Raw genomic sequence first — 17799 nt, 5'->3', positions numbered from 1 at the left:
GAGCAATGGCCCGAAAGACCAAAGAGGAAACCCAGGCAACCCGCGAAGGCATCCTGGATGCGGCCGAAGCCTGCTTCCATGAACACGGGGTAGCCCGTACCACGCTGGAGATGATCGGTGCGCGCGCCGGCTATACCCGCGGTGCGGTGTACTGGCATTTCAAGAACAAGATCGACGTGCTGGCCGCGGTGATTGAACGGGTCCGCCTGCCGTTCATGCAGGAACTGGACCGCGCGGCAACCGAAACACGTGACACGCCCGTGCTGGACCTGCGTTCGGTCATCCTGAATTCCCTGATCGACCTGGCGCAGGACGAACGCCTGCGCAACACCATGGAGATCATGCTGCGCAGCGATTCATCGGCAGACAGCAAGGTGCTGGCCGACCTGCAGCAGGCAGGCTTCCGTGAGGGGCTGGAACGGATGGCACGCGCGCTGCGCCGCGCCGAACAGCTGGGTCAGCTCAAGCCCGGCGTGAACCCGGACGTGGTGGCCCGCATGCTGCACGCCACGGTGCTGGGCGTACTGCACGGGGCGATGGTGGAACCGGAGCTGATGGACATCCAGCGCGATGGCATGCTGGCGCTGGACATGACGCTGAGTGCGTACGTCAAAGAAGGCGTGCTCGGCTAGGCGGCCCGCAGGTTGACCGTCATGGCGGGGCTGATGCCAGTTCCGCCTTGGCCGCGTTGGCCGCGCCGTAGTCGTCAATCCACTGGAACGCAACATGGCGCGCGCCGGGCTGTGCAGCAGGCAGCTCGAACTCCCGCGTGGACAACGGCAGGACAACGCCGTTGTCCAGCGTTGCTTCACCGGTGCCATCCACCACCACCTTCGCCAGGTTGACCATCCACGGCGATGGGTTACCTACGGTCAGCGTGGTGCCATCGGCCGACAGCGTCCAGCTCATGCGCCGTATGCCGTCAGCAGGCTGCCCCTGCAGCGCAGCGGGCCGGTAGATCACCTTGATCCGTGAGCGTACCCGCACGTTCAACATGCTGCCGTCTGCACTGCGCGGTGTTGCGGAAGCGCGGTCCTCGCGGGGGATCTCGACGACGTTGAGCCAATACAGCGCCTCACGATCGGCTGGCAACCGCTCAGCCTTGACGATGAGCACCTGCAGCGGCAGGGATGATTCCGCTTCGATACGCGCCATCGGCGGCACGAGCTGGAACGGCGTATCGATCTGCTCCGGTGGCAGGTCAGTGCGGCCGTCATCGATCCATGCCTGCACCAGGGCCGGTGCGGGATCCACGTTGCGCACGCTGATCGCCCCCCTGCCCTCCGACTGCAGGACCACCAGCCGCGTACTGGAAATCGACGTGGCCGCGCCCGCCGGGAACGCGCAGGTCATCAGCCAGACCACAAGCAACAGACCTGATGGATGCAGGGTCAAACGCATCGGACGTCCTCCAGCAGCGGTGGGTTGGAAGTCAACGGTAGTCGATCCTTATGTCCATGGACGATTCCACCGGGCCCGGCGTCACTGTCGCCTCAGACTGATAGATGCGTGCCCTGAAGCCCAGGTCGACACTGGGCGTGCCTGGGGCCAACCCAATCAACTGCTGCCCGGCGTTTAAAGGGGCCCGCCTGTTGTGATAGCTGTCCCACAGGTCAACCACGACCCCGGTTGCACCGCCAGGGCGAGTTCTCAGCATGGGCTGCCCGCCCCCCAACCCAACGCCGTATGTTGGCGTGATCCAGTAGAACAGCCCTGTATAGGTGCTGGGGCAGTTCCGCAGCGGGATATTGAAATCAACCCATGACGACACCGTTCCGACGGCGTTGAAAGCAGCGGCACTGTGATCACCCAGGTTCACCGGAATGCTGGCCGGCATGGCGCAGGTGTCGATGGTGATGATGGTCGCTCCGTTTATGTTCGTATACCAGTTGCATTCGTCCATGCTGCCGCAATTGAAAGCCACCCGCTGCCTTGGAGGCGGCTGCAACACGCCCGGGGTGACCATGGCAGCTACCTGTACCAGTTCGAACCACACTTCCTGCATCGGGAGCGAGGCATCCAGTCCTCTGGCAACCGGGCTGGCATCGTTGTAACCCGCCAGCGAAATGCCGGCTGGAAATGCATTGCCAAACAAATTGTTACGCCAGCGGATACCAATACCCGGCACAGTGGTCGCATAAACATCGTTGTAACCCGGCAACGGCGTCGTACTGGACGGTATCCAGGCGATCCTTGAAGTAAGATTGGGGTCGATTTTTCGGCTTCTTGCCTTGGCTGATGTCCACAACACATCGCCGACCGATGTTGAACCCACATGCAGCCGCGTCGGCAATGACAGGGAGCTATTATTGGGGGTGAATGCCACTTGCGCGCGCGCGCCCCCGGCCGACATCCACAGCACGGCCGCGAATACCACCAGTATGCAGCGGCTCTTGTGCGTCGATTCTATAATAAAAGGTTTATTCATTGCCTTCATCAACCACATGCTGTCGTTGCGGAATACGACGTTGCGACGCGAATATGCAGCCGGTCCTCCGACAGCGGCCCGTTCGGAGTCAACGGTAGTCGATCCTTATGTCCATGGACGATTCCACCGGGCCCGGCGTCACCGTCGCTCCAGACGAATACATGCGTGCCCTGAAGCCCAGGTCGACATTGGGCGTCCCCGGGGCCACCCCAATCAACTGCTGCCCGGCGTTTAAAGGGGCCCGCCTGTTGTGATAGTTGTCCCACAGGTCAACCACGACCCCGGTTGCACCGCCAGGGCGAGTTCTCAGCATGGGCTGCCCGCCCCCCAACCCAACGCCGTATGTTGGCGTGATCCAGTAGAACAGCCCTATATAGGTGCTGGGGCAGTTCCGCAGCGGAATATTGAAATCAACCCAGGGCGTGCTTGGGCTAGCAATGAGATCAGCGGCACGATGATCGCCCAGGTTCACCGGAATACTTGCCTGCATGTCGCAGGTGCCGACAGTGATGGCGGTCGTTCCGGTTACGCTCGTATACCAGCTGCAATCGGCATCGGTACCGCAATTGAAAGCCAGACGCTGCCGTCTGGACACCGTCAACGCGCCGGGGGTGACTGCATCCGCTACACGGACCAGCTCGAACCACATTTCCTGCATCGGGAGCGTGGCCGCAATACCATTGGAAGCCGGGCTGACATCATTGTGACGTACAAACGGGACGCCAGCCGGAAACGCATTCCCAAAGACCCGACCACGCCAACGGATACCGATGCCCGGCAGGTTGGTGCTATAGACGTCCGTAAAGCCTGGCGCCAACACGGGATCGCCGATTACCCAGAGGAACTTTGAACCAACACTGGGATCCACTTTCCGGCTCGTTACCTTGGCCGATGTCCACAACACATCACCGACCGATGTTGAACCCACGTGCAGGCGCGCAGGCAACGCCAGGGTGCTGTTGCTCGGGGTGAATGCCACTTGCGCGCGCGCGCCCCCGGCCGACATCCACAGCACGGCCGCGAATACCACCAGTATGCAGTGGCTCTTGCACATCTTTTTCAGAACAAGTTGTGTGTTCATTGCTTTCATCCGCCACATGCTGTCATTGCGGGGCACGGCACTGCGAGGCGAGCATACCGCCGGCATCCGCACCCTCCAAGTCATAGTCGATCACGCACTGCTGGCCAGCTTCCTGGCCCCAGCGCACCGTCAACCGCCCGCTCTCCTCGATCCCGCGCACCCATAGCCGGCTGGCCTGGCCCACCACGCCCACCACCTCGCCCGCTTCGTTGTACACGTCCAGGCCGAACGGCAGCGGCTTTCCGTCCACCTGCGGCGCTTCGATCAGCGCGCTGCGTCCGCTGCTGGTCGGCACCACCAGCTTGACCACCGCACCGGCCGTGGGCACGCCGATGACCGACGCGGTCTTCAGCTCCACGTCCATCGGCAACCCCTTGGGGTCGATCGTCACTTCGTTGCGGCGATACGGGGTCATGTAGGGCACCACCGCATAGCCCTTGGCGTCGGTCTTCACGCCCGTCGTACCATCCAGCGCGGCGCCGGCCGCATCCGGCACATGCACCACGGCAATGGTCTCGCCCAGCTGCTGGGCAAACGCCACGCCGTCACCGTGCAGCACCACGCCGCCACTGGCGCCCAGGCTCAGCCCGCGGCTGCCCGACGAATGGCTGTACCCCGCGTTGAGGCTGGCCGCCGACGCCTGGTAGCTGAGCCCGGCGTCATAGCTGCCCCCTTGGCCGCCGTTGTGGCTGGCCGCGGCGCTGTAGCTGCCTTGCCGGTGCTCGCCAAAGCTGCCTGTGATGCCGGCACGCACGTCGTCGCGGCCGTCGTTGCGGCGATTCAACGAGGTACTCAGGCGCGGCGCCGACACACGGCCGCCCAACGGCATGTTGAGGGTGAAGTTGATGCTGTTGCCTTCGCGCGCGGTGCCACCGTTCTGGTTCCGCTCCACGCTGCGTTGCACCGAGAGGCTGTAGCTGGCCGGGCCGAACATGTCCGAATACCCCAGCGCAAAGTTGACCCGCCGCTGGCCCTGGTTCCAGTACTCCATGCTGCTGCCGTTGGCATACAACGCACCGCTGCCTTCGCCCAGGCGCTGGCTGAGGTTCAGGTCCAGGCGCGAGCGCTGGCGCCCGATCAGGTTGCCATCCCCACCATCGGCCAGTTCCTGGCGCAGGCGGGCCGCATCGCCCAGCGAAAGATAGCCATCGGTGGAATAGCGGTAGGCCGCCACCGCGATGTTGGTCCGGGTGGCGACGATGTCCTTGCTGTAGGCCAGCCGATAGGACTGCCCCTGCATGGTCCGGCCGAAGGATTCCAGTGCCGTCGGCAGTTGGGTCCGGGCGATGGTCACATCGCCGGAGAATGCACCGATGGACGTATTGAGCGCCCCCCCCAGCACCACGGCGCGATAGCCGTCGCTGCCGGTGGCGCCGCCGAATGCGGTGAAGCGGTTGCCCAGCCCCACCCGCAGGGTGCCTTCGGCAAACGCGGGGGCGTCGCGCAGCCAGTTGTCGCGCAGGGTGCCGATGGTGGCACTGACGCGCCGCTGGCCGGCACGCAGCAACTCCGGCACTGCAGCGAAGGGCACCACGAAATGTTGCACGCGCCCGTCGTTCTCGATGACTTCCACGTCCAGGTCGCCGGCATAGGCCGTGCCATACAGATCGCTGATCTCGAACGGACCGGCGGCGACGTTGGTCTGGTAGAGCACGTTGTCGCTCTGGCGGATCACCACTTTGGCGCTGGTCTGCGCCACGCCGCGCACCACCGGCGCATAATCCCGCTGTGAATCGGGCAGCATCCGCGGATCGGTACTGATGCTGACGCCGCGGAAGCTCACACCGTCGAACAGGTCGCCATTCGTGCTGGCTTCACCGGCAGTCAGCTGCATGCCCCAGGGAGCGATGGTGCGCTGTGCATAGGTACGGCCGGCACGGTATTCGGTGCGCCGGCCACTGCCCTGCGACAGGTAGCCATCATGGCGGAAACGCCAGCCCCCCAGGTTCACGCCCGCATTGAGCATGGCACTGGTGGATTGGCGCGCCTGCCCATTTGCAAACATGCGTTGATGGCTGACGCTGTAACCCAGCAAGGCGGCATTGATGCCGTCGTCCCACAGCTCCGGGCTGACCCAACCACGCGGATCGCGTGCCAGGTACGCCTGGGGAATGCTGACCTCAAGCACCTGTTCACCGGCATCGAAGCGCGCGGTGGAGTTCGGGATATAGCGCGAAATATCTTCGCAGGTCATGGTATCGGGAAGCGGCAGGATATCCACCGGCACGCCATCGACTTCGCTGACCTCGCCCGGGCGCGGCAGGCGCGCCGGATCCACGCCGAACACTTCGGTTACCTGCGGCGACAGGCAGATCGCCACTGCACCGCTTTCCAGCGCGCGCAGCTCGATATCGCGCCGCGCCACGATCACCCCATTGACCTTGATGTCCGCACTGTAGATGCCGGGCAGGTCGTCGCCCTGCTCGAAGCGGGTCAGGTCGATCTGGCCGGCCTGTTCGCCCTGCAGGAAGTTCGGATTGAACGCCACGTTGGGCGCCGCGCACGCCATGGCCGGCAACAGGGCAGCCGCCACCGCCGCCGCCAGGCGGCGCGTCTGCAGGGTTGGCGGTGTCAAGCGGCGGAACAGCATGGCCAGTCTCCAGGATGACGCGCGATGTCCCTGCCCGCCCGCAGGGGCAGGAACACGGGACGATGCAGAAGGGGGTAATGCGGCCAGCCGACGCTGGCCCGGGATCAGGGCGCGGCGAGCGGTACCGATTGCGCGACCACGCCACCCTGGTCATTGATGAATTCGAATTGCACATTGCCGCCGGTTGGGCGCGCAGCGAGATCGGACAGGGGATAGCGCTCGGTGGACATCGGCGCGATCATCTGCGGTTCGCGGCTGGCATGGCTGTTGCCCTGCACGCGCAGGCCCACCTTGCCAAAGTGCACGTAGTACGGCGTCGGGTTGGTCGCCTGCAGCGCCCAGCCCTGCTTGTCCGGCACCAGCGTCCACTGCACTTTCTGTGCCGCAGTGGCAGCGTCATTGAGCCCCTTGGGGCGGTAGATCAGCTTGATGCGGGTACGCAGGCTGAACTGCAGGTAGTTGCCGGTTGGCACCTCGTCGGCCTGCGGTACCGGCGGGATATCCAGTACGTTGAGCCAGTAGATGCTTTCGCGGTCCTGCGGCAGCTCGCCACCGGTGAACAGGATGCGCATCACCTGCGATTTGCCGCCGTCCAGGCGGAACACCGGCGGGCGCAGCACGAACGGGGTGACGCTGTCTTCCGGCGCGGCCTGCTTGTCGCCGGCATCGGTCCACGCCTGCACCAGCGAGGCGCTCTTGCCCACGTTCTCGACACGCACGGTGATCTCGCGCTGGTCGCCGGGGAAAATCTGCCGGGTGCCATGCACGATGACGCCCGCTTCGGCCGAAACACTGGCCAGCAGCGAACAGGCCGCTGCGAGACATATACATCCGGTACGGAACAGGTTCATCACAGGTCACTCCTGGAAACGGGCATCGGCCCGGAGGGCCGGGGCGCGAACGCCCCGGCCGGTACTGGCCGGGGCCAGTCGATCAGTTGTAGTCGATGGTGTAGTCCACTGTTGCATTCACCTTGCCTGCGGTCGCAACTCCAGCGGCGTAGTATTCGGCGGCGAATTCAATCTGCTTGGTTGAGGCGGTCAGGTCGATTTCCTCCGAGCGCCACGGCGTGGTGATATCGATCCTGTCATCCTTGGCGTCGCGCAGCGCGATCTGCACATTGGTGGCCCCGGTGGTGTCCAAGTTGTCCAGACGGCCATCGGTTACTCGGGCGTTGCGCGTCGGATTCAGTTCCAGCGCAGCCTTGCCGCTGGTGCACTCCCCGCCCGTGCCGCCGATCTGCAGCAAAATCGGCCACTTGCCGGCAGTGGCGCCGCTCACGGCCAGACTAGAGACCGGCACCTTAGGCAGGACTACGGTCGGGTTTTCGGTAAGACCGCCAGCACCCGGCCAGGTGATGGTGCAGGTGGTAGCGATGACTTCGCCGTCGATGGTGATGGTGCCGCTCTGGGCCGAGGCCGAGAACGAAGCGCCGACGGCCACAGCGGCCGACAAGGCGATAGCAAGCTTGTTCATGGGATTGATCCTTGGATTGATCTGATTGGATTGGCAACGCGGCACGATCCGCTCTTGCAGTCGATGTCGGCCGGAGGAACTTTCTCCTCGTTGGGCAATCTAGTTTCCCGCTGCCCGGCGTTTAATCGGACGCGGACTAAATCGCGCCGATGGCGATGGCGCCTGTCTCCCCCCGCCCCCTCCCAGGACAGCGGGTGCGCTGCTGCATGTCCCGCCCGCCGGACCACGCAAACGATAGCGGCCACCGCTTCCGGTGGCCGCCTGCAGTAGCCGATCAAGCGGCTTTTACGGATACATCAGCGTGTACTGCAACGGCGCCTGGAAAACGCCCGGGATGGCGTCGCCGCCATCGGCGTAGTACTCCGCATAGAAGAAAATGTCCGTGCCATCTCCGGTACCTGGCGCCGGTGGGGAGATCCAGCCAAGGCCAAGATCGATCGGCTTGTCATCCGCATCGCGCAGGCCGACCACGGCGTTGGTCGCCCGCACGGTAAGCGCTTGGTTGGCCAGCCGCCCGTTCTGCAGGCGCGCGGCACGGCGTGGATCCAGTTGCAGGGTGATGCCGCCATTGCTGCAGACCGGATCAGCGCCCTGGATATGCACGTGCAGCTCGGTACGGCCGGCGCTGGCCCCCTCCGGCAGGGCGCTGGCCGGCACCGTGGGCAAGCGGATGCTGGGATCGTTGCCGATCACGCCGTTGAAGGATATCTCGCAGGTTACCGATGTGACTTCACCGTTGAAGGTGATGGTGCCACTTTGCGCGTGCGCGGCCGAAGCCAGGCCCAGCATGGCGAGTGCCGCCGGCAGTAGGGAAATGGTGCTGTTCATCATGTGCAGTCCTCGGTCGTCCAGTAAGCCCAGCGGATGCGGTGCGCACGCTCGGCCAGGCCATGGTCGGATCCGGGGTGCCGCGGCGTGGCTAGGACAGGCCTGAAGGCAGGAACCAAGCCGCGAATTGCAGGCGGAGGTCACGTCCACTCAGTGCGGCATCGCACAAAAAGATGGAGAAATGTGATGCCACACGATCGGCACTGACGCCGCCTGCGTCAGCGCCCAGAACGAAAAAAGCGCCCGGAGGCGCTTTGACGTTGAATCCACATACAGGCACAACTCAAGGATAGATGAGGTCGTACTGCACCGACGTGGCCACCGTGCCGCCAGTCGCCCGCGTCGTGGCGTAGTACTCGCTTGCGTAGGTCAGTGTCACCCAACCGGTGGCAGGCGGGATATCGCGGACCTGCGAATTCTTGTTGCTGGTCAGGTCAATGTCCGGATTCCCAGAGCCGATCTCGGCATTGCTGATCACTATGTCCACATTGCGGGCCGTACCGCTATTGCTCAGCCGCCCTTCGGCATTCACCTTGCCCGCATTGCGGAAGCCGACCTGTACCCTGGGTGCAAGACACTGTTCCATGTCATTGCCAACGATCACCTGCCATATCCGTCGCCCGGTCCGGTCGCCAGGATTGGCCAGGTCCTTCGCTGGCACCGGCGCCAGCACCAGCGTGCCGTCGCCGCCCAAAGAGCCACCGTTGGTACGCACATTGACCACGCAGGTGGTAGGCAACAGATTGCCGCTGAAAGTGACCTGGGCAGTCTGCGCCTGGCTCTCGCCAGCCAGCACCAGCGCGCCTGCCAGGGCGAGGGCTCGGATGTTCATGATGCGCTCCGTTATGCATCGCCCACGGGCAGGCGATCCTGCACGAAGCGTAGGTAGCGGCTCCCTACCCGCCCATCGGACCAGGCCTATTCCGCCGGCAGGTCCGATGGGTACCGGCCCTTCCCATCACAGGATATAACGGCTCAGGTCGGGATCCTTGACCAGTTCGCCCAGGTGCTTGTCGACATATGCCGCGTCTATGGCAATGGTGTCGCCACCGCGATCCGGTGCCTCATAGCTCAGCGAATCCAGCAGGCGCTCCAGCACCGTATGCAGGCGCCGCGCACCGATGTTTTCCTGCCGCTCGTTGACCTGGAAGGCAATTTCCGCCAACCGGTCCACGGCCTCGGCGGTGAAATCCACCGTCACCCCTTCGGTCAGCAGCAGCGCTTCGTACTGCGTGGTCAGTGCTGCCTTGGGTTCGGTGAGGATGCGGACGAAATCGGCCTTGGTCAGTGCGCCCAGCTCCACCCGGATCGGGAAACGCCCCTGCAGTTCCGGGATCAGGTCGCTGGGCTTGGCCAGGTGGAACGCACCGGAGGCGATGAACAGGATGTGGTCGGTCTTGATGGTGCCGTACTTGGTGGATACGTTGGACCCTTCCACCAGCGGCAGCAGGTCACGCTGCACGCCTTCACGCGACACATCGCCGCCGCCCACGTTGTCGCCCCGTTTGGCCACCTTGTCGATCTCGTCGATGAAGACGATGCCGTGCTGCTCGCAGGCTTCGATGGCCGCCGCGCGCACGTCATCCTCGTTCACCAGCTTGCCGGCTTCTTCTTCCAGCAGCAGCGGACGGGCGGCCTTGATGGCGAGCGTGCGCTTGTTCGACTTCGAACCACCGAGGTTGGCAAACATCGATTTCAGCTGCTGGCCCATTTCTTCCATGCCCGGCGGGGTCATGATGTCCATGCTGACATTGGCGGCGATCTCCAGTTCGATCTCGCGCTCGTCCAGCTCACCATTGCGCAGCATGCGCCGGAACTTGATGCGGGTTTCATTGTCCTGCGACGACGGCTCGTTGCGCGCGGCTTCCGGATCGAACCCGATGCCGCCACTGCGGCGCGGCAGCAGCGCATCGAGGATACGGTCTTCGGCGCGCTCTTCGGCCTGGGTGCGCACGCGCACCTTGGCCTGTTCGCGGTACAGCTTGACGGCCGTATCGGCCAGGTCACGGATGATCTGCTCGACGTCCTTGCCGACATAGCCGACTTCGGTGAAACGCGTGGCCTCGACCTTGACGAACGGTGCGTTGGCCAGGGTGGCCAGCCGCCGCGCGATCTCGGTCTTGCCGACGCCGGTCGGGCCGATCATCAGGATGTTCTTCGGCATGACCTCGTTGCGCAGGCCCTCGTCCAGCTGCATGCGGCGCCAGCGGTTGCGCAACGCGATGGCCACCGCCCGCTTGGCGTCATGCTGGCCGACGATATGGCGATCCAGCTCCTGCACGATCTCGCGCGGGGTCATGGAAGCGGAATTGTTCTCAAATTTCTTCGACATGGGGGTGCTCACGAATTCGTTATCGATAACGCCGGGGCCTGGCCTGCCCGGCGGCAGCGCCGGAGCCTGGCCTGCACCCGGCGGTAGCGCCGGGCCATGCCCGGCGGCTCAGGAATACCTGTGACGGATTCCCCGTCACAACTCCTCCACCACCACGTTCCGATTGGTGTAGATGCAGATGTCACCGGCGATGCCGATGGCTTCGCTGGCGATGGTGCGTGCGTCCAGTTCGGTGTGGGCCATCAGGGCGCGCGCGGCCGACAGCGCATAGGAACCACCGGAACCGATGGCGATGATGCCGTCCTCCGGCTCGATCACATCACCGGTACCGCTGATGATCAGCGAGGTCTCTTTGTCGGCCACGGCCAACAGCGCTTCAAGCTTGCCCAGCCGACGTTCGGTACGCCAGTCCTTGGCCAGCTCGACGGCGGCACGCTGCAGCTGTCCATGCTTTTCCAGCTTGGCCTCGAACAGTTCGAACAGGGTGAAGGCATCGGCGGCCGCACCGGCAAAGCCGGCCAGCACCTGGCCATCGCGGCCGAGGCGGCGCACTTTGCGGGCGTTGCCCTTCATCACCGTGTGGCCCAGGGTGACCTGGCCGTCGCCGGCAATGGCCACGTGGTCGCCACGGCGTACGCAGACGATGGTGGTGGCGTGGAATACGTTGGGGTTCTGACTGGGATCCATGGAGCCTCCGGGGTAACACAGCCAGAGGTGGGGCCATCGGCGGCGGCTTCAAGCAGTGCCAGCGACAGGTTCAGCTGCGGCTGGCACTGGGCGGGCAACCGCGATCATCAGGGATAATCCAGCAGGTACTGCAGGCGGGCAGTGACCGATCCGGCCGATGCGGCGGCGGTAGCGTGATAGTTCGCGGACCAGCCCAGCATACCGACGCCGGCCGGGTTGATGGGAACCATCAGCGAACCGGCATTGCTGTTCAGGTTGATGTCCTGTTGCTGGGCGCTCTGCACCACGATGTCCACATTGGCCGCGGTGCCCCTGTTGGCCAGACGCCCTGCCGTGTTGTTGTCGCCCGCATCGACGAACCGCGCGCGGACGTTGTGCTGGCGGCAGGGACGCTCATTGGAACCCACCACCACATGGAACGGCATGGCCACGCCCCGCTTGCCCGCCCCATCCAGTGCGCGCTGCGACAGGCTGGGCAGATGGACGGTGAAATCCGGGCCGTCGCCCGAACCGTTGCTGGCGGGCGCCACCACGCAGGTTTCCTGCACGATCTGCCCGACGAAGGTAATGGTGCCCTGCTGGGCATGCACGGCACTCGATGCGCATAGCAGCGCGACCACGATGGCGATGTTCCGGTTCACGGGTTCCTCCTGCTGGCGGGTGCCCAGTCAGCGTCCCCTGTGCAGGCCGTGTTGACCATCGGAAAGCAACCATGGCCGTTGTAGTCGCCACAGAAAGCGACAGCACGACGGAATCCGCGAACGCAGTTCAGGCCTTGCTGCCACCGGATGCCGGCTTCCGCTTCGCCCGGGGATGGGCGGCGTCATACACCTTGGCCAGGTGCTGGAAATCCAGGTGGGTATAGATCTGCGTGGTGGCGATGTCGGCATGGCCGAGCAGCTCCTGCACGCCGCGCAGGTCGCCGGAAGATTCCAGGATGTGGCTGGCGAAGCTGTGCCGCAGCATGTGCGGATGCACATCCTTGAACAGCCCCTGGCGTTGCGCCAGCTGCTTGATGCGCACCTGCACCGCACGCTGGCTGATAGGCCCATTTCGGCCAGGGAAGACCGGCGCGGCAGGCTGGCCGCCACTCTCGGCACGCCAGGTCTGCAGTGCTTCGCGCGCCGGCCTGCCGATGGGCACGCGGCGCTGGCGGTTGCCCTTGCCGAGCACGTTGACCAATCCGCTGTCGAAATCCAGGTCGCGCCAGGTCAAGCCGCACAGTTCGCTCAGCCGCAGGCCCGACGAATAGAACAGTTCCAGCAGGGCACGGTCGCGCCGCCCCAGCTCGCCCTCCGGGGCCAGTTCCACCAGTTGCACTGCCTCATCGGCATCGAGCACCTGCGGTAGCCGACGCGGCGCGCGCGGCGCCTTCAGGCCAAGGGTAGGGTCCACCTGCAGGCGGCCGTGCTTGAGCTGCCAGGCGTAATAGCCACGACAGGCGGACAGGCGCCGTTGCAGGCTGGTGGCGGACAGGCCACGGCGGTGCTCGTCCGCAATGAACGACCGCATCAGGTCGCCATCCAGCGCATCGACACCGCAGCCGCGTGCCTGTGCCCAGTGCTGCAGTGCCTGCAGGTCCCGCCGATACGCATCCAGGGTGTGCGCCGACATCCGGCGTTCCACCGCCATGTACTGCAGGAATGCGTGCACACCATCGCTCATGGCAGCCACGCCGGTAGCGCTGGGCGATGCCCGGCGACTCCCCGCATGAACGTCGAGGCGGCGCCAACAGCCGCCGAGCATGGCTCGGCGCCACCCGTGCCTCTCTTCCGGACGCGGTACATCTCAGTCGTCGAAACGCTGCAGGGCCACCACCAGCGCTTCGCCCATCATGCGCAGGAACAGCGTGCCCATGCCGGGATAGAAGCGGTTCGGGTCGTGGCTGCCCACGGCGACCAGCCCGACGCCCGGCAACGGCAGCAGCGCGGTGGTCTGCACTTCACCGGCACGGTCGCCGTACAGCACCGCGTTCTTCTCCGGCTGCAACCGGCCACAGATCGGCTCGCCGTCCTTCAGACAGTCCGCAAACGGGCCAAGCAGCGGGCTGTCGGCCGCGATGGACTGCAACCAGGGCGCCTGTTCCAGCCCGGCCACGGGCGCATGCACCACCAGCCGCACCAGGTCGCCGGCGAAGTCTTCCTCCAGCGATGCGGCCATCGCGCGCAGGGTATCGGCCGCGCTGTCCTGCTTCATCAGCGCCAGGGTCAGCTGGTGCGTGCGTACCGCCAGGCGTTCGTTGTCCTGGGCGGTCTGGCCGAGATCAGCCAGCCGACGCGACAGCTCACGGTTCTTGTCGCGCAGTACGTCCAGCTGGTAGCTGGCGAGCGAGGCGGTGGGGCCATCATCGCGCGGCACCACCAGGGTCAGCGCCAGGTCCGGGAACTGTTTCAGGAATCCCGGATGGCGCCGCAGCCAGGCCGCGACTTCATGCGCGGCAAGTTTTTCCTGGGTTTCGCTCATACATTCCACTCCCCTTCAAAGACGAATGCGGTGGGGCCGGACATCACGATCTGCTCGCCTGCCCCACCCCACTGGATACGCAGCTCACCGCCGGGCAGGCTGACCCGGGCATCGCGCTGCAGGCGGCCACGCTGCATCAGCACCACGGCGGCGGCACAGGCGCCACTGCCACAGGCCAGCGTTTCGCCTACCCCGCGCTCATACACGCGCAACCGGACATGGCCGGGATCAACCACCTGGGCAAAGCTGACGTTGACCGAATCCGGGAACGAGGCGTGCTGCTGCAGCAGCGGCCCCAGCCGCTCCACCGGCGCTGCATCGACCAACCCTACTTCGATCACCGCGTGCGGATTGCCCATCGACACCGCGCCGAACCGTACCGTTTCGCCCTGCAGCGGCAACAGGTATTCGTCGCGCGGGTGGGCGAAGCCGATCAGCGGGATCTGCGCCGGTTCGAACTCCGGCTGGCCCATCGCCACCGCGAAACGGCCGTCACCCAGGTCTTCCACCGCGTGGGTAGCGACCGGGCTGTCGATGGCGAATGCCTTCGCGGTGGTAGCGCCGTCACGCACCAGCCAGGCGGCCACGCAGCGCGCGCCATTGCCGCACTGCTGCGAGGAAGATCCATCCGCGTTCCAGATGCGATAGGACGCCACCGAGCCTTCGGCCTTCGGCGCTTCGATGGTCAGGATCTGGTCGCAGCCCACGCCGGCATGGCGGTCGGCCAGCCGTGCCGCCAGCGCGGGAGCCGGAGGGACCGTGCCATCGCGCAGGTCCAGCACCACGAAGTCATTGCCGGCGCCATGCATCTTGCTGAAGCGAAGCACGCTTTCCACCGCCTTACTCATCGCCGTCGCCAGCGCCGTCGTCGACCTGCGGGGTGACCGGATCCGGCACGCTGGCCGGGTTGCCGGCATCGGTGCCCTGGACAGCGGGGGGTACGTCGTTTTCCTGCTGGTGGTTATCGGTGGCCGGCTCGGCCGGTTCGACCACCTCCTCCACCGGCACAGGCGTCTGTGGCATCACCAGTGGGCCTTTGTTGCCACAGGCGCCGAGGAACAGCAGCGCGGAAGCTGCCAGCGGAATCAGGATCAGGTTTCGGCGGAAGTTCTTCATGCCCCGAGTATAGCGATTGACGGGTATACGCCGGATGGCGATGGGGACGGGCCGATGGCCGGCTACGCCGGACGGTTGGTAGAGCGGGTCCATGACCCGCTGCTTTTCATTCCGGCACCGCGCAAACAACAGCGGGTCATGGACCCGCTCTACCGGTCATCCGGCGGCAAGGGACGTGTCCACAGCCAGAGGCAGACCACGGCCATGCTGCCGATGGAGAACCATTTCACCCAGGCGATGGGGACGCACCACAGCATGATGCCCGCGCACACCGCCATGGTGAGCGTGGCCATCCATTTCCCGTATCGGCTCACCGCACCGTGGGCCTGCCAGTTGCGGATGGCCGGGCCGAAGCGCGGGTGCTGCAGCAACCAGCCGTGCAGGCGTTCGGAACCGCGCGACGCCGCCCACGCCGAAATCAGGATGAATACGGTGGTCGGCAGGCCCGGGACAAAGATGCCCACGATGCCGGTACCCAGGCTGGCATAGGCCAGCAACCACCATGCCCAGCGGAAGCGTACCGGGCGCGCAGGCACCGGAGCTTCAGGAACGACGGGGCGGTCAGGCGTGCTCATGCCGACAAGGATACCTGCGCGTGCCCAGGTAGTGACGGGCCATGCCCGTCAACCACCAATCACTGGCCGTCAGCCCCGGCCACGCCCAGTTGCTGCAGCACGAATGCATAGGATTCGGCCAGTTCCTGGTAACGCTGGAATCGCCCGGATTTGCCGCCATGCCCGGCTTCCATGTTGGTGCGGAACACGATCGGCAGGCTGCCGGTATTGTCATCGCGCAGCTTGGCCACCCACTTCGCCGGCTCCCAGTACTGCACCTGCGAATCCCACAGGCCGGTGCCCACGAACAGCGCCGGGTAGGCCTGCTTCGCCACGTTGTCGTAAGGCGAGTACTTCAGCATGTAATCGTAGTACTGCTGCTGTTCCGGGTTGCCCCATTCGTCGTATTCGTTGGTGGTCAGCGGGATGGTCGGGTCGAGCATGGTGGTGACCACGTCGACGAACGGCACCTGCGCCACCATCACCCGGTAGTCCCGTGGCGCCTGGTTGGCCACCGCACCCATCAGCAGGCCGCCGGCGCTGCCACCCGAGGCCGCCACGCGATCCTTCGCGGCCCAGCCCTGGGCGACCAGGCCACGGGTGACGTCGATGAAGTCGTTGAAGGTGTTCTGCTTATGCAGCAGCTTGCCGTTCTCATACCAGTCGCGGCCCATCTCCTGGCCGCCGCGGATGTGGGCGATGGCATACACCACGCCACGGTCGAGCAGGCTGACCGCGGTCTGGTTGAAATACGGGTCCATCGACATGCCATAGCTGCCGTACGCGTACTGGAACAGCGCGCCACTGCCATCCTTCCTGAAGCCCTTGCGGTAGACCAGCGACACCGGCACCTTCACCCCGTCGCGGGCGGTGATCCAGACGCGCTCGGTCTGGTACTTCGATGCGTCATAGCCGATCACCGGCTGCACCTTCAGCTGGCGGCGCTCGCCCGTGACGGTATTCAATTCGAACACGGTGGTCGGGGTGGTCATCGAGGTATAGGCATAACGCAACCACGGCGTATCGGCCTCGGTGTTGTCGCCCAGGCCCATCGAATACGCCGGCTCATCGGCCTTGACGTAGTCGGTGCGGCCATCCTTGAACAGCAGGCGGATGCGTTCCAGGCCCTCGGAACGTTCGGCGATGGCGGTGAAGCCATCGAACAGTTCGAAGCCTTCGATGTAGACCGCCGGATCGTGGGCGATCCAGTCCTGCCATTGCGCGCGCGAGGTGGCGTCGGTCGGCGCCGTGACCAGCTTGAAGTTCTTCGCACCGTCATTGGTCCGGATCACCCAGCGGCCGTCATGGTGGTCCGCATCGTATTCCACGTCGCGCTGGCGCGGCGCCAGCACGGTGAACGCGGTCGGGTCGCTGGCCGGCGCGTAACGCTCTTCGGAGGTCAGCGTGCTGTGCAGGCCGATGGTGATGAAGCGGTCGTCGCGGGTACGGCCGATGCCCATGTAGAAGCTGTCGTCCTCTTCTTCGTAGACGACCGTATCGGCGCTGGCCGGCGTGCCCAGCACATGCTTCTTCACCCGCACCGTCAGCAGGGTTTCCGGATCGTTCTCCACGTACAGCACGGTGCGGTTGTCATCGGCCCACACCACGTTGCCGGACGAGCCGGTGATGGTGTCGGGCAGCACCGCGCCCGTGCGCAGGTCCTTGAAGCGGATGGTGTACTGGCGGCGGCCGACATCGTCATCGGCCCAGGCCAGCAGTTGGTTGTCCTGGCTGACCTCCATCGCACCGACGCTGAAATATCCCTTGCCGGCTGCCATCTGGTTCACGTCCAGCAGGATCTCTTCGCCCGCTTCCATGTCGCCCTTGCGGCGTGCATGGATCGGATAATCCTGGCCGGTTTCGTAGCGGCTGTAGTACCAGTAGCCGCGCTCGCGCGCCGGCACGCTGGAATCATCCTGCTTGATGCGGCCGACGATCTCCTTGTACAGGGTCTCCTGCAGCGGCTTGAGCGGCGCGACCACCTGGTCGGTATACGCGTTCTCGGCCTGCAGGTAGGCCAGCATGGCCTTGTCCGCGCGCTTGTCGTCGCGCATCCAGTAGTAATCGTCGTTGCGGCTGGCACCGAACGGCGCCTTGACCACGTGCGGGCGCTTTTCGGCGTCTGGCGGGATGGGCTGGGCAGCGGCGTTCGTCGTGGTAGTCATCAGGCTCGCAAGCAACAGGCAGAGGATGGGTTTCATGAAATGAGGCTCCTGGCGCGTCAATGCAATGGAGAAAGGGCTC

At 65.0% G+C, this 17799-nt stretch carries 18 protein-coding genes; 1 reads left to right on the top strand and 17 read right to left on the bottom strand.

Translation table 11 applies throughout. The annotated features are described in order from the left end of the window. Positions 1 to 5: 5 nt before the first annotated feature. The gene (locus H4O11_RS07005) at positions 6 to 632 is read left to right on the top strand and encodes a TetR family transcriptional regulator (RefSeq protein ID WP_182338681.1); all 627 of its coding nucleotides are present in this window, start codon (positions 6 to 8) and stop codon (positions 630 to 632) included. 19 nt (positions 633 to 651) lie between these two features. On the opposite strand, the gene H4O11_RS07000 is transcribed toward H4O11_RS07005, so the two are convergent. The 17 genes from H4O11_RS07000 to H4O11_RS06920 form a co-directional block, all read right to left on the bottom strand. Beyond that, entirely contained in the window at positions 652 to 1401 is a 750-nt protein-coding gene (locus tag H4O11_RS07000; RefSeq protein WP_182338680.1) for a fimbrial biogenesis chaperone, read from the bottom strand. 31 nt (positions 1402 to 1432) lie between these two features. Beyond that, positions 1433 to 2437 (bottom strand): fimbrial protein, encoded by a 1005-nt coding sequence (locus H4O11_RS06995; protein WP_182338679.1) that lies wholly within the window; start codon positions 2435 to 2437, stop codon positions 1433 to 1435. A 79-nt stretch (positions 2438 to 2516) separates the two neighbouring features. Then, positions 2517 to 3509, bottom strand: coding sequence for a fimbrial protein (locus H4O11_RS06990; protein ID WP_182338678.1), 993 nt, complete (start codon positions 3507 to 3509; stop codon positions 2517 to 2519). Positions 3510 to 3531: 22 nt separating this feature from the next. Continuing rightward, complete coding sequence (locus H4O11_RS06985) at positions 3532 to 6099, bottom strand: fimbria/pilus outer membrane usher protein (protein WP_182338677.1); 2568 nt, start codon at positions 6097 to 6099, stop codon at positions 3532 to 3534. Between the two features lie 104 nt (positions 6100 to 6203). Continuing rightward, complete coding sequence (locus H4O11_RS06980) at positions 6204 to 6950, bottom strand: fimbrial biogenesis chaperone (RefSeq protein ID WP_182338676.1); 747 nt, start codon at positions 6948 to 6950, stop codon at positions 6204 to 6206. A gap of 82 nt (positions 6951 to 7032) precedes the next feature. After that, positions 7033 to 7575 (bottom strand): fimbrial protein, encoded by a 543-nt coding sequence (locus H4O11_RS06975; RefSeq protein ID WP_182338675.1) that lies wholly within the window; start codon positions 7573 to 7575, stop codon positions 7033 to 7035. Between the two features lie 285 nt (positions 7576 to 7860). Continuing rightward, positions 7861 to 8406, bottom strand: coding sequence for a fimbrial protein (locus H4O11_RS06970; RefSeq protein WP_182338674.1), 546 nt, complete (start codon positions 8404 to 8406; stop codon positions 7861 to 7863). Positions 8407 to 8686: 280 nt separating this feature from the next. Then, a complete protein-coding gene (locus tag H4O11_RS06965) occupies positions 8687 to 9235 on the bottom strand; it encodes a fimbrial protein (RefSeq protein WP_182338673.1) in 549 nt (182 codons plus the stop codon). A gap of 126 nt (positions 9236 to 9361) precedes the next feature. After that, positions 9362 to 10735 carry an ATP-dependent protease ATPase subunit HslU gene (hslU, locus tag H4O11_RS06960; protein ID WP_281367583.1) on the bottom strand — a complete coding sequence of 458 codons (1374 nt, stop codon included), beginning with the start codon at positions 10733 to 10735 and terminating at the stop codon, positions 9362 to 9364. Between the two features lie 135 nt (positions 10736 to 10870). Then, positions 10871 to 11422, bottom strand: a complete 552-nt coding sequence (gene hslV / locus H4O11_RS06955) for an ATP-dependent protease subunit HslV (protein WP_079223431.1) — start codon at positions 11420 to 11422, stop codon at positions 10871 to 10873. Between the two features lie 107 nt (positions 11423 to 11529). Beyond that, a complete protein-coding gene (locus H4O11_RS06950) occupies positions 11530 to 12063 on the bottom strand; it encodes a fimbrial protein (protein ID WP_182338672.1) in 534 nt (177 codons plus the stop codon). A 127-nt stretch (positions 12064 to 12190) separates the two neighbouring features. Further along, positions 12191 to 13087, bottom strand: coding sequence for a tyrosine recombinase XerC (gene xerC / locus H4O11_RS06945; RefSeq protein WP_182338671.1), 897 nt, complete (start codon positions 13085 to 13087; stop codon positions 12191 to 12193). Between the two features lie 123 nt (positions 13088 to 13210). After that, entirely contained in the window at positions 13211 to 13885 is a 675-nt protein-coding gene (locus H4O11_RS06940; protein WP_182338670.1) for a DUF484 family protein, read from the bottom strand. Continuing rightward, positions 13882 to 14733 carry a diaminopimelate epimerase gene (gene dapF / locus H4O11_RS06935; protein WP_182338669.1) on the bottom strand — a complete coding sequence of 284 codons (852 nt, stop codon included), beginning with the start codon at positions 14731 to 14733 and terminating at the stop codon, positions 13882 to 13884. The genes H4O11_RS06940 and dapF overlap by 4 nt, the downstream gene beginning before the upstream one ends. Beyond that, the gene (gene lptM, locus H4O11_RS06930; protein ID WP_182338856.1) at positions 14726 to 15001 is read right to left on the bottom strand and encodes an LPS translocon maturation chaperone LptM; all 276 of its coding nucleotides are present in this window, start codon (positions 14999 to 15001) and stop codon (positions 14726 to 14728) included. The genes dapF and lptM overlap by 8 nt, the downstream gene beginning before the upstream one ends. A gap of 149 nt (positions 15002 to 15150) precedes the next feature. Beyond that, complete coding sequence (locus H4O11_RS06925) at positions 15151 to 15576, bottom strand: YbaN family protein (protein ID WP_182338668.1); 426 nt, start codon at positions 15574 to 15576, stop codon at positions 15151 to 15153. A gap of 59 nt (positions 15577 to 15635) precedes the next feature. Next, positions 15636 to 17756 (bottom strand): S9 family peptidase, encoded by a 2121-nt coding sequence (locus tag H4O11_RS06920; protein ID WP_182338667.1) that lies wholly within the window; start codon positions 17754 to 17756, stop codon positions 15636 to 15638. Positions 17757 to 17799: the final 43 nt, after the last annotated feature.

The organism is Stenotrophomonas tumulicola (genome assembly GCF_014117215.1).
Classification (GTDB): domain Bacteria; phylum Pseudomonadota; class Gammaproteobacteria; order Xanthomonadales; family Xanthomonadaceae; genus Stenotrophomonas; species Stenotrophomonas tumulicola.
This window is presented reverse-complemented; position numbering and strand designations above follow the sequence as displayed.

Coding starts and splice junctions, on each gene's coding strand:
- H4O11_RS07005 (WP_182338681.1), top strand. CDS start 6: ATGGCCCGAAAGACCAAAGAGGAAACCCAGGCAACCCGCGAAGGCATC.
- H4O11_RS07000 (WP_182338680.1), bottom strand. CDS start 1,401: ATGCGTTTGACCCTGCATCCATCAGGTCTGTTGCTTGTGGTCTGGCTG.
- H4O11_RS06995 (WP_182338679.1), bottom strand. CDS start 2,437: ATGAAGGCAATGAATAAACCTTTTATTATAGAATCGACGCACAAGAGC.
- H4O11_RS06990 (WP_182338678.1), bottom strand. CDS start 3,509: ATGAACACACAACTTGTTCTGAAAAAGATGTGCAAGAGCCACTGCATA.
- H4O11_RS06985 (WP_182338677.1), bottom strand. CDS start 6,099: ATGCTGTTCCGCCGCTTGACACCGCCAACCCTGCAGACGCGCCGCCTG.
- H4O11_RS06980 (WP_182338676.1), bottom strand. CDS start 6,950: ATGAACCTGTTCCGTACCGGATGTATATGTCTCGCAGCGGCCTGTTCG.
- H4O11_RS06975 (WP_182338675.1), bottom strand. CDS start 7,575: ATGAACAAGCTTGCTATCGCCTTGTCGGCCGCTGTGGCCGTCGGCGCT.
- H4O11_RS06970 (WP_182338674.1), bottom strand. CDS start 8,406: ATGATGAACAGCACCATTTCCCTACTGCCGGCGGCACTCGCCATGCTG.
- H4O11_RS06965 (WP_182338673.1), bottom strand. CDS start 9,235: ATGAACATCCGAGCCCTCGCCCTGGCAGGCGCGCTGGTGCTGGCTGGC.
- hslU (WP_281367583.1), bottom strand. CDS start 10,735: ATGTCGAAGAAATTTGAGAACAATTCCGCTTCCATGACCCCGCGCGAG.
- hslV (WP_079223431.1), bottom strand. CDS start 11,422: ATGGATCCCAGTCAGAACCCCAACGTATTCCACGCCACCACCATCGTC.
- xerC (WP_182338671.1), bottom strand. CDS start 13,087: ATGAGCGATGGTGTGCACGCATTCCTGCAGTACATGGCGGTGGAACGC.
- H4O11_RS06940 (WP_182338670.1), bottom strand. CDS start 13,885: ATGAGCGAAACCCAGGAAAAACTTGCCGCGCATGAAGTCGCGGCCTGG.
- dapF (WP_182338669.1), bottom strand. CDS start 14,733: ATGAGTAAGGCGGTGGAAAGCGTGCTTCGCTTCAGCAAGATGCATGGC.
- lptM (WP_182338856.1), bottom strand. CDS start 15,001: ATGAAGAACTTCCGCCGAAACCTGATCCTGATTCCGCTGGCAGCTTCC.
- H4O11_RS06925 (WP_182338668.1), bottom strand. CDS start 15,576: ATGAGCACGCCTGACCGCCCCGTCGTTCCTGAAGCTCCGGTGCCTGCG.
- H4O11_RS06920 (WP_182338667.1), bottom strand. CDS start 17,756: ATGAAACCCATCCTCTGCCTGTTGCTTGCGAGCCTGATGACTACCACG.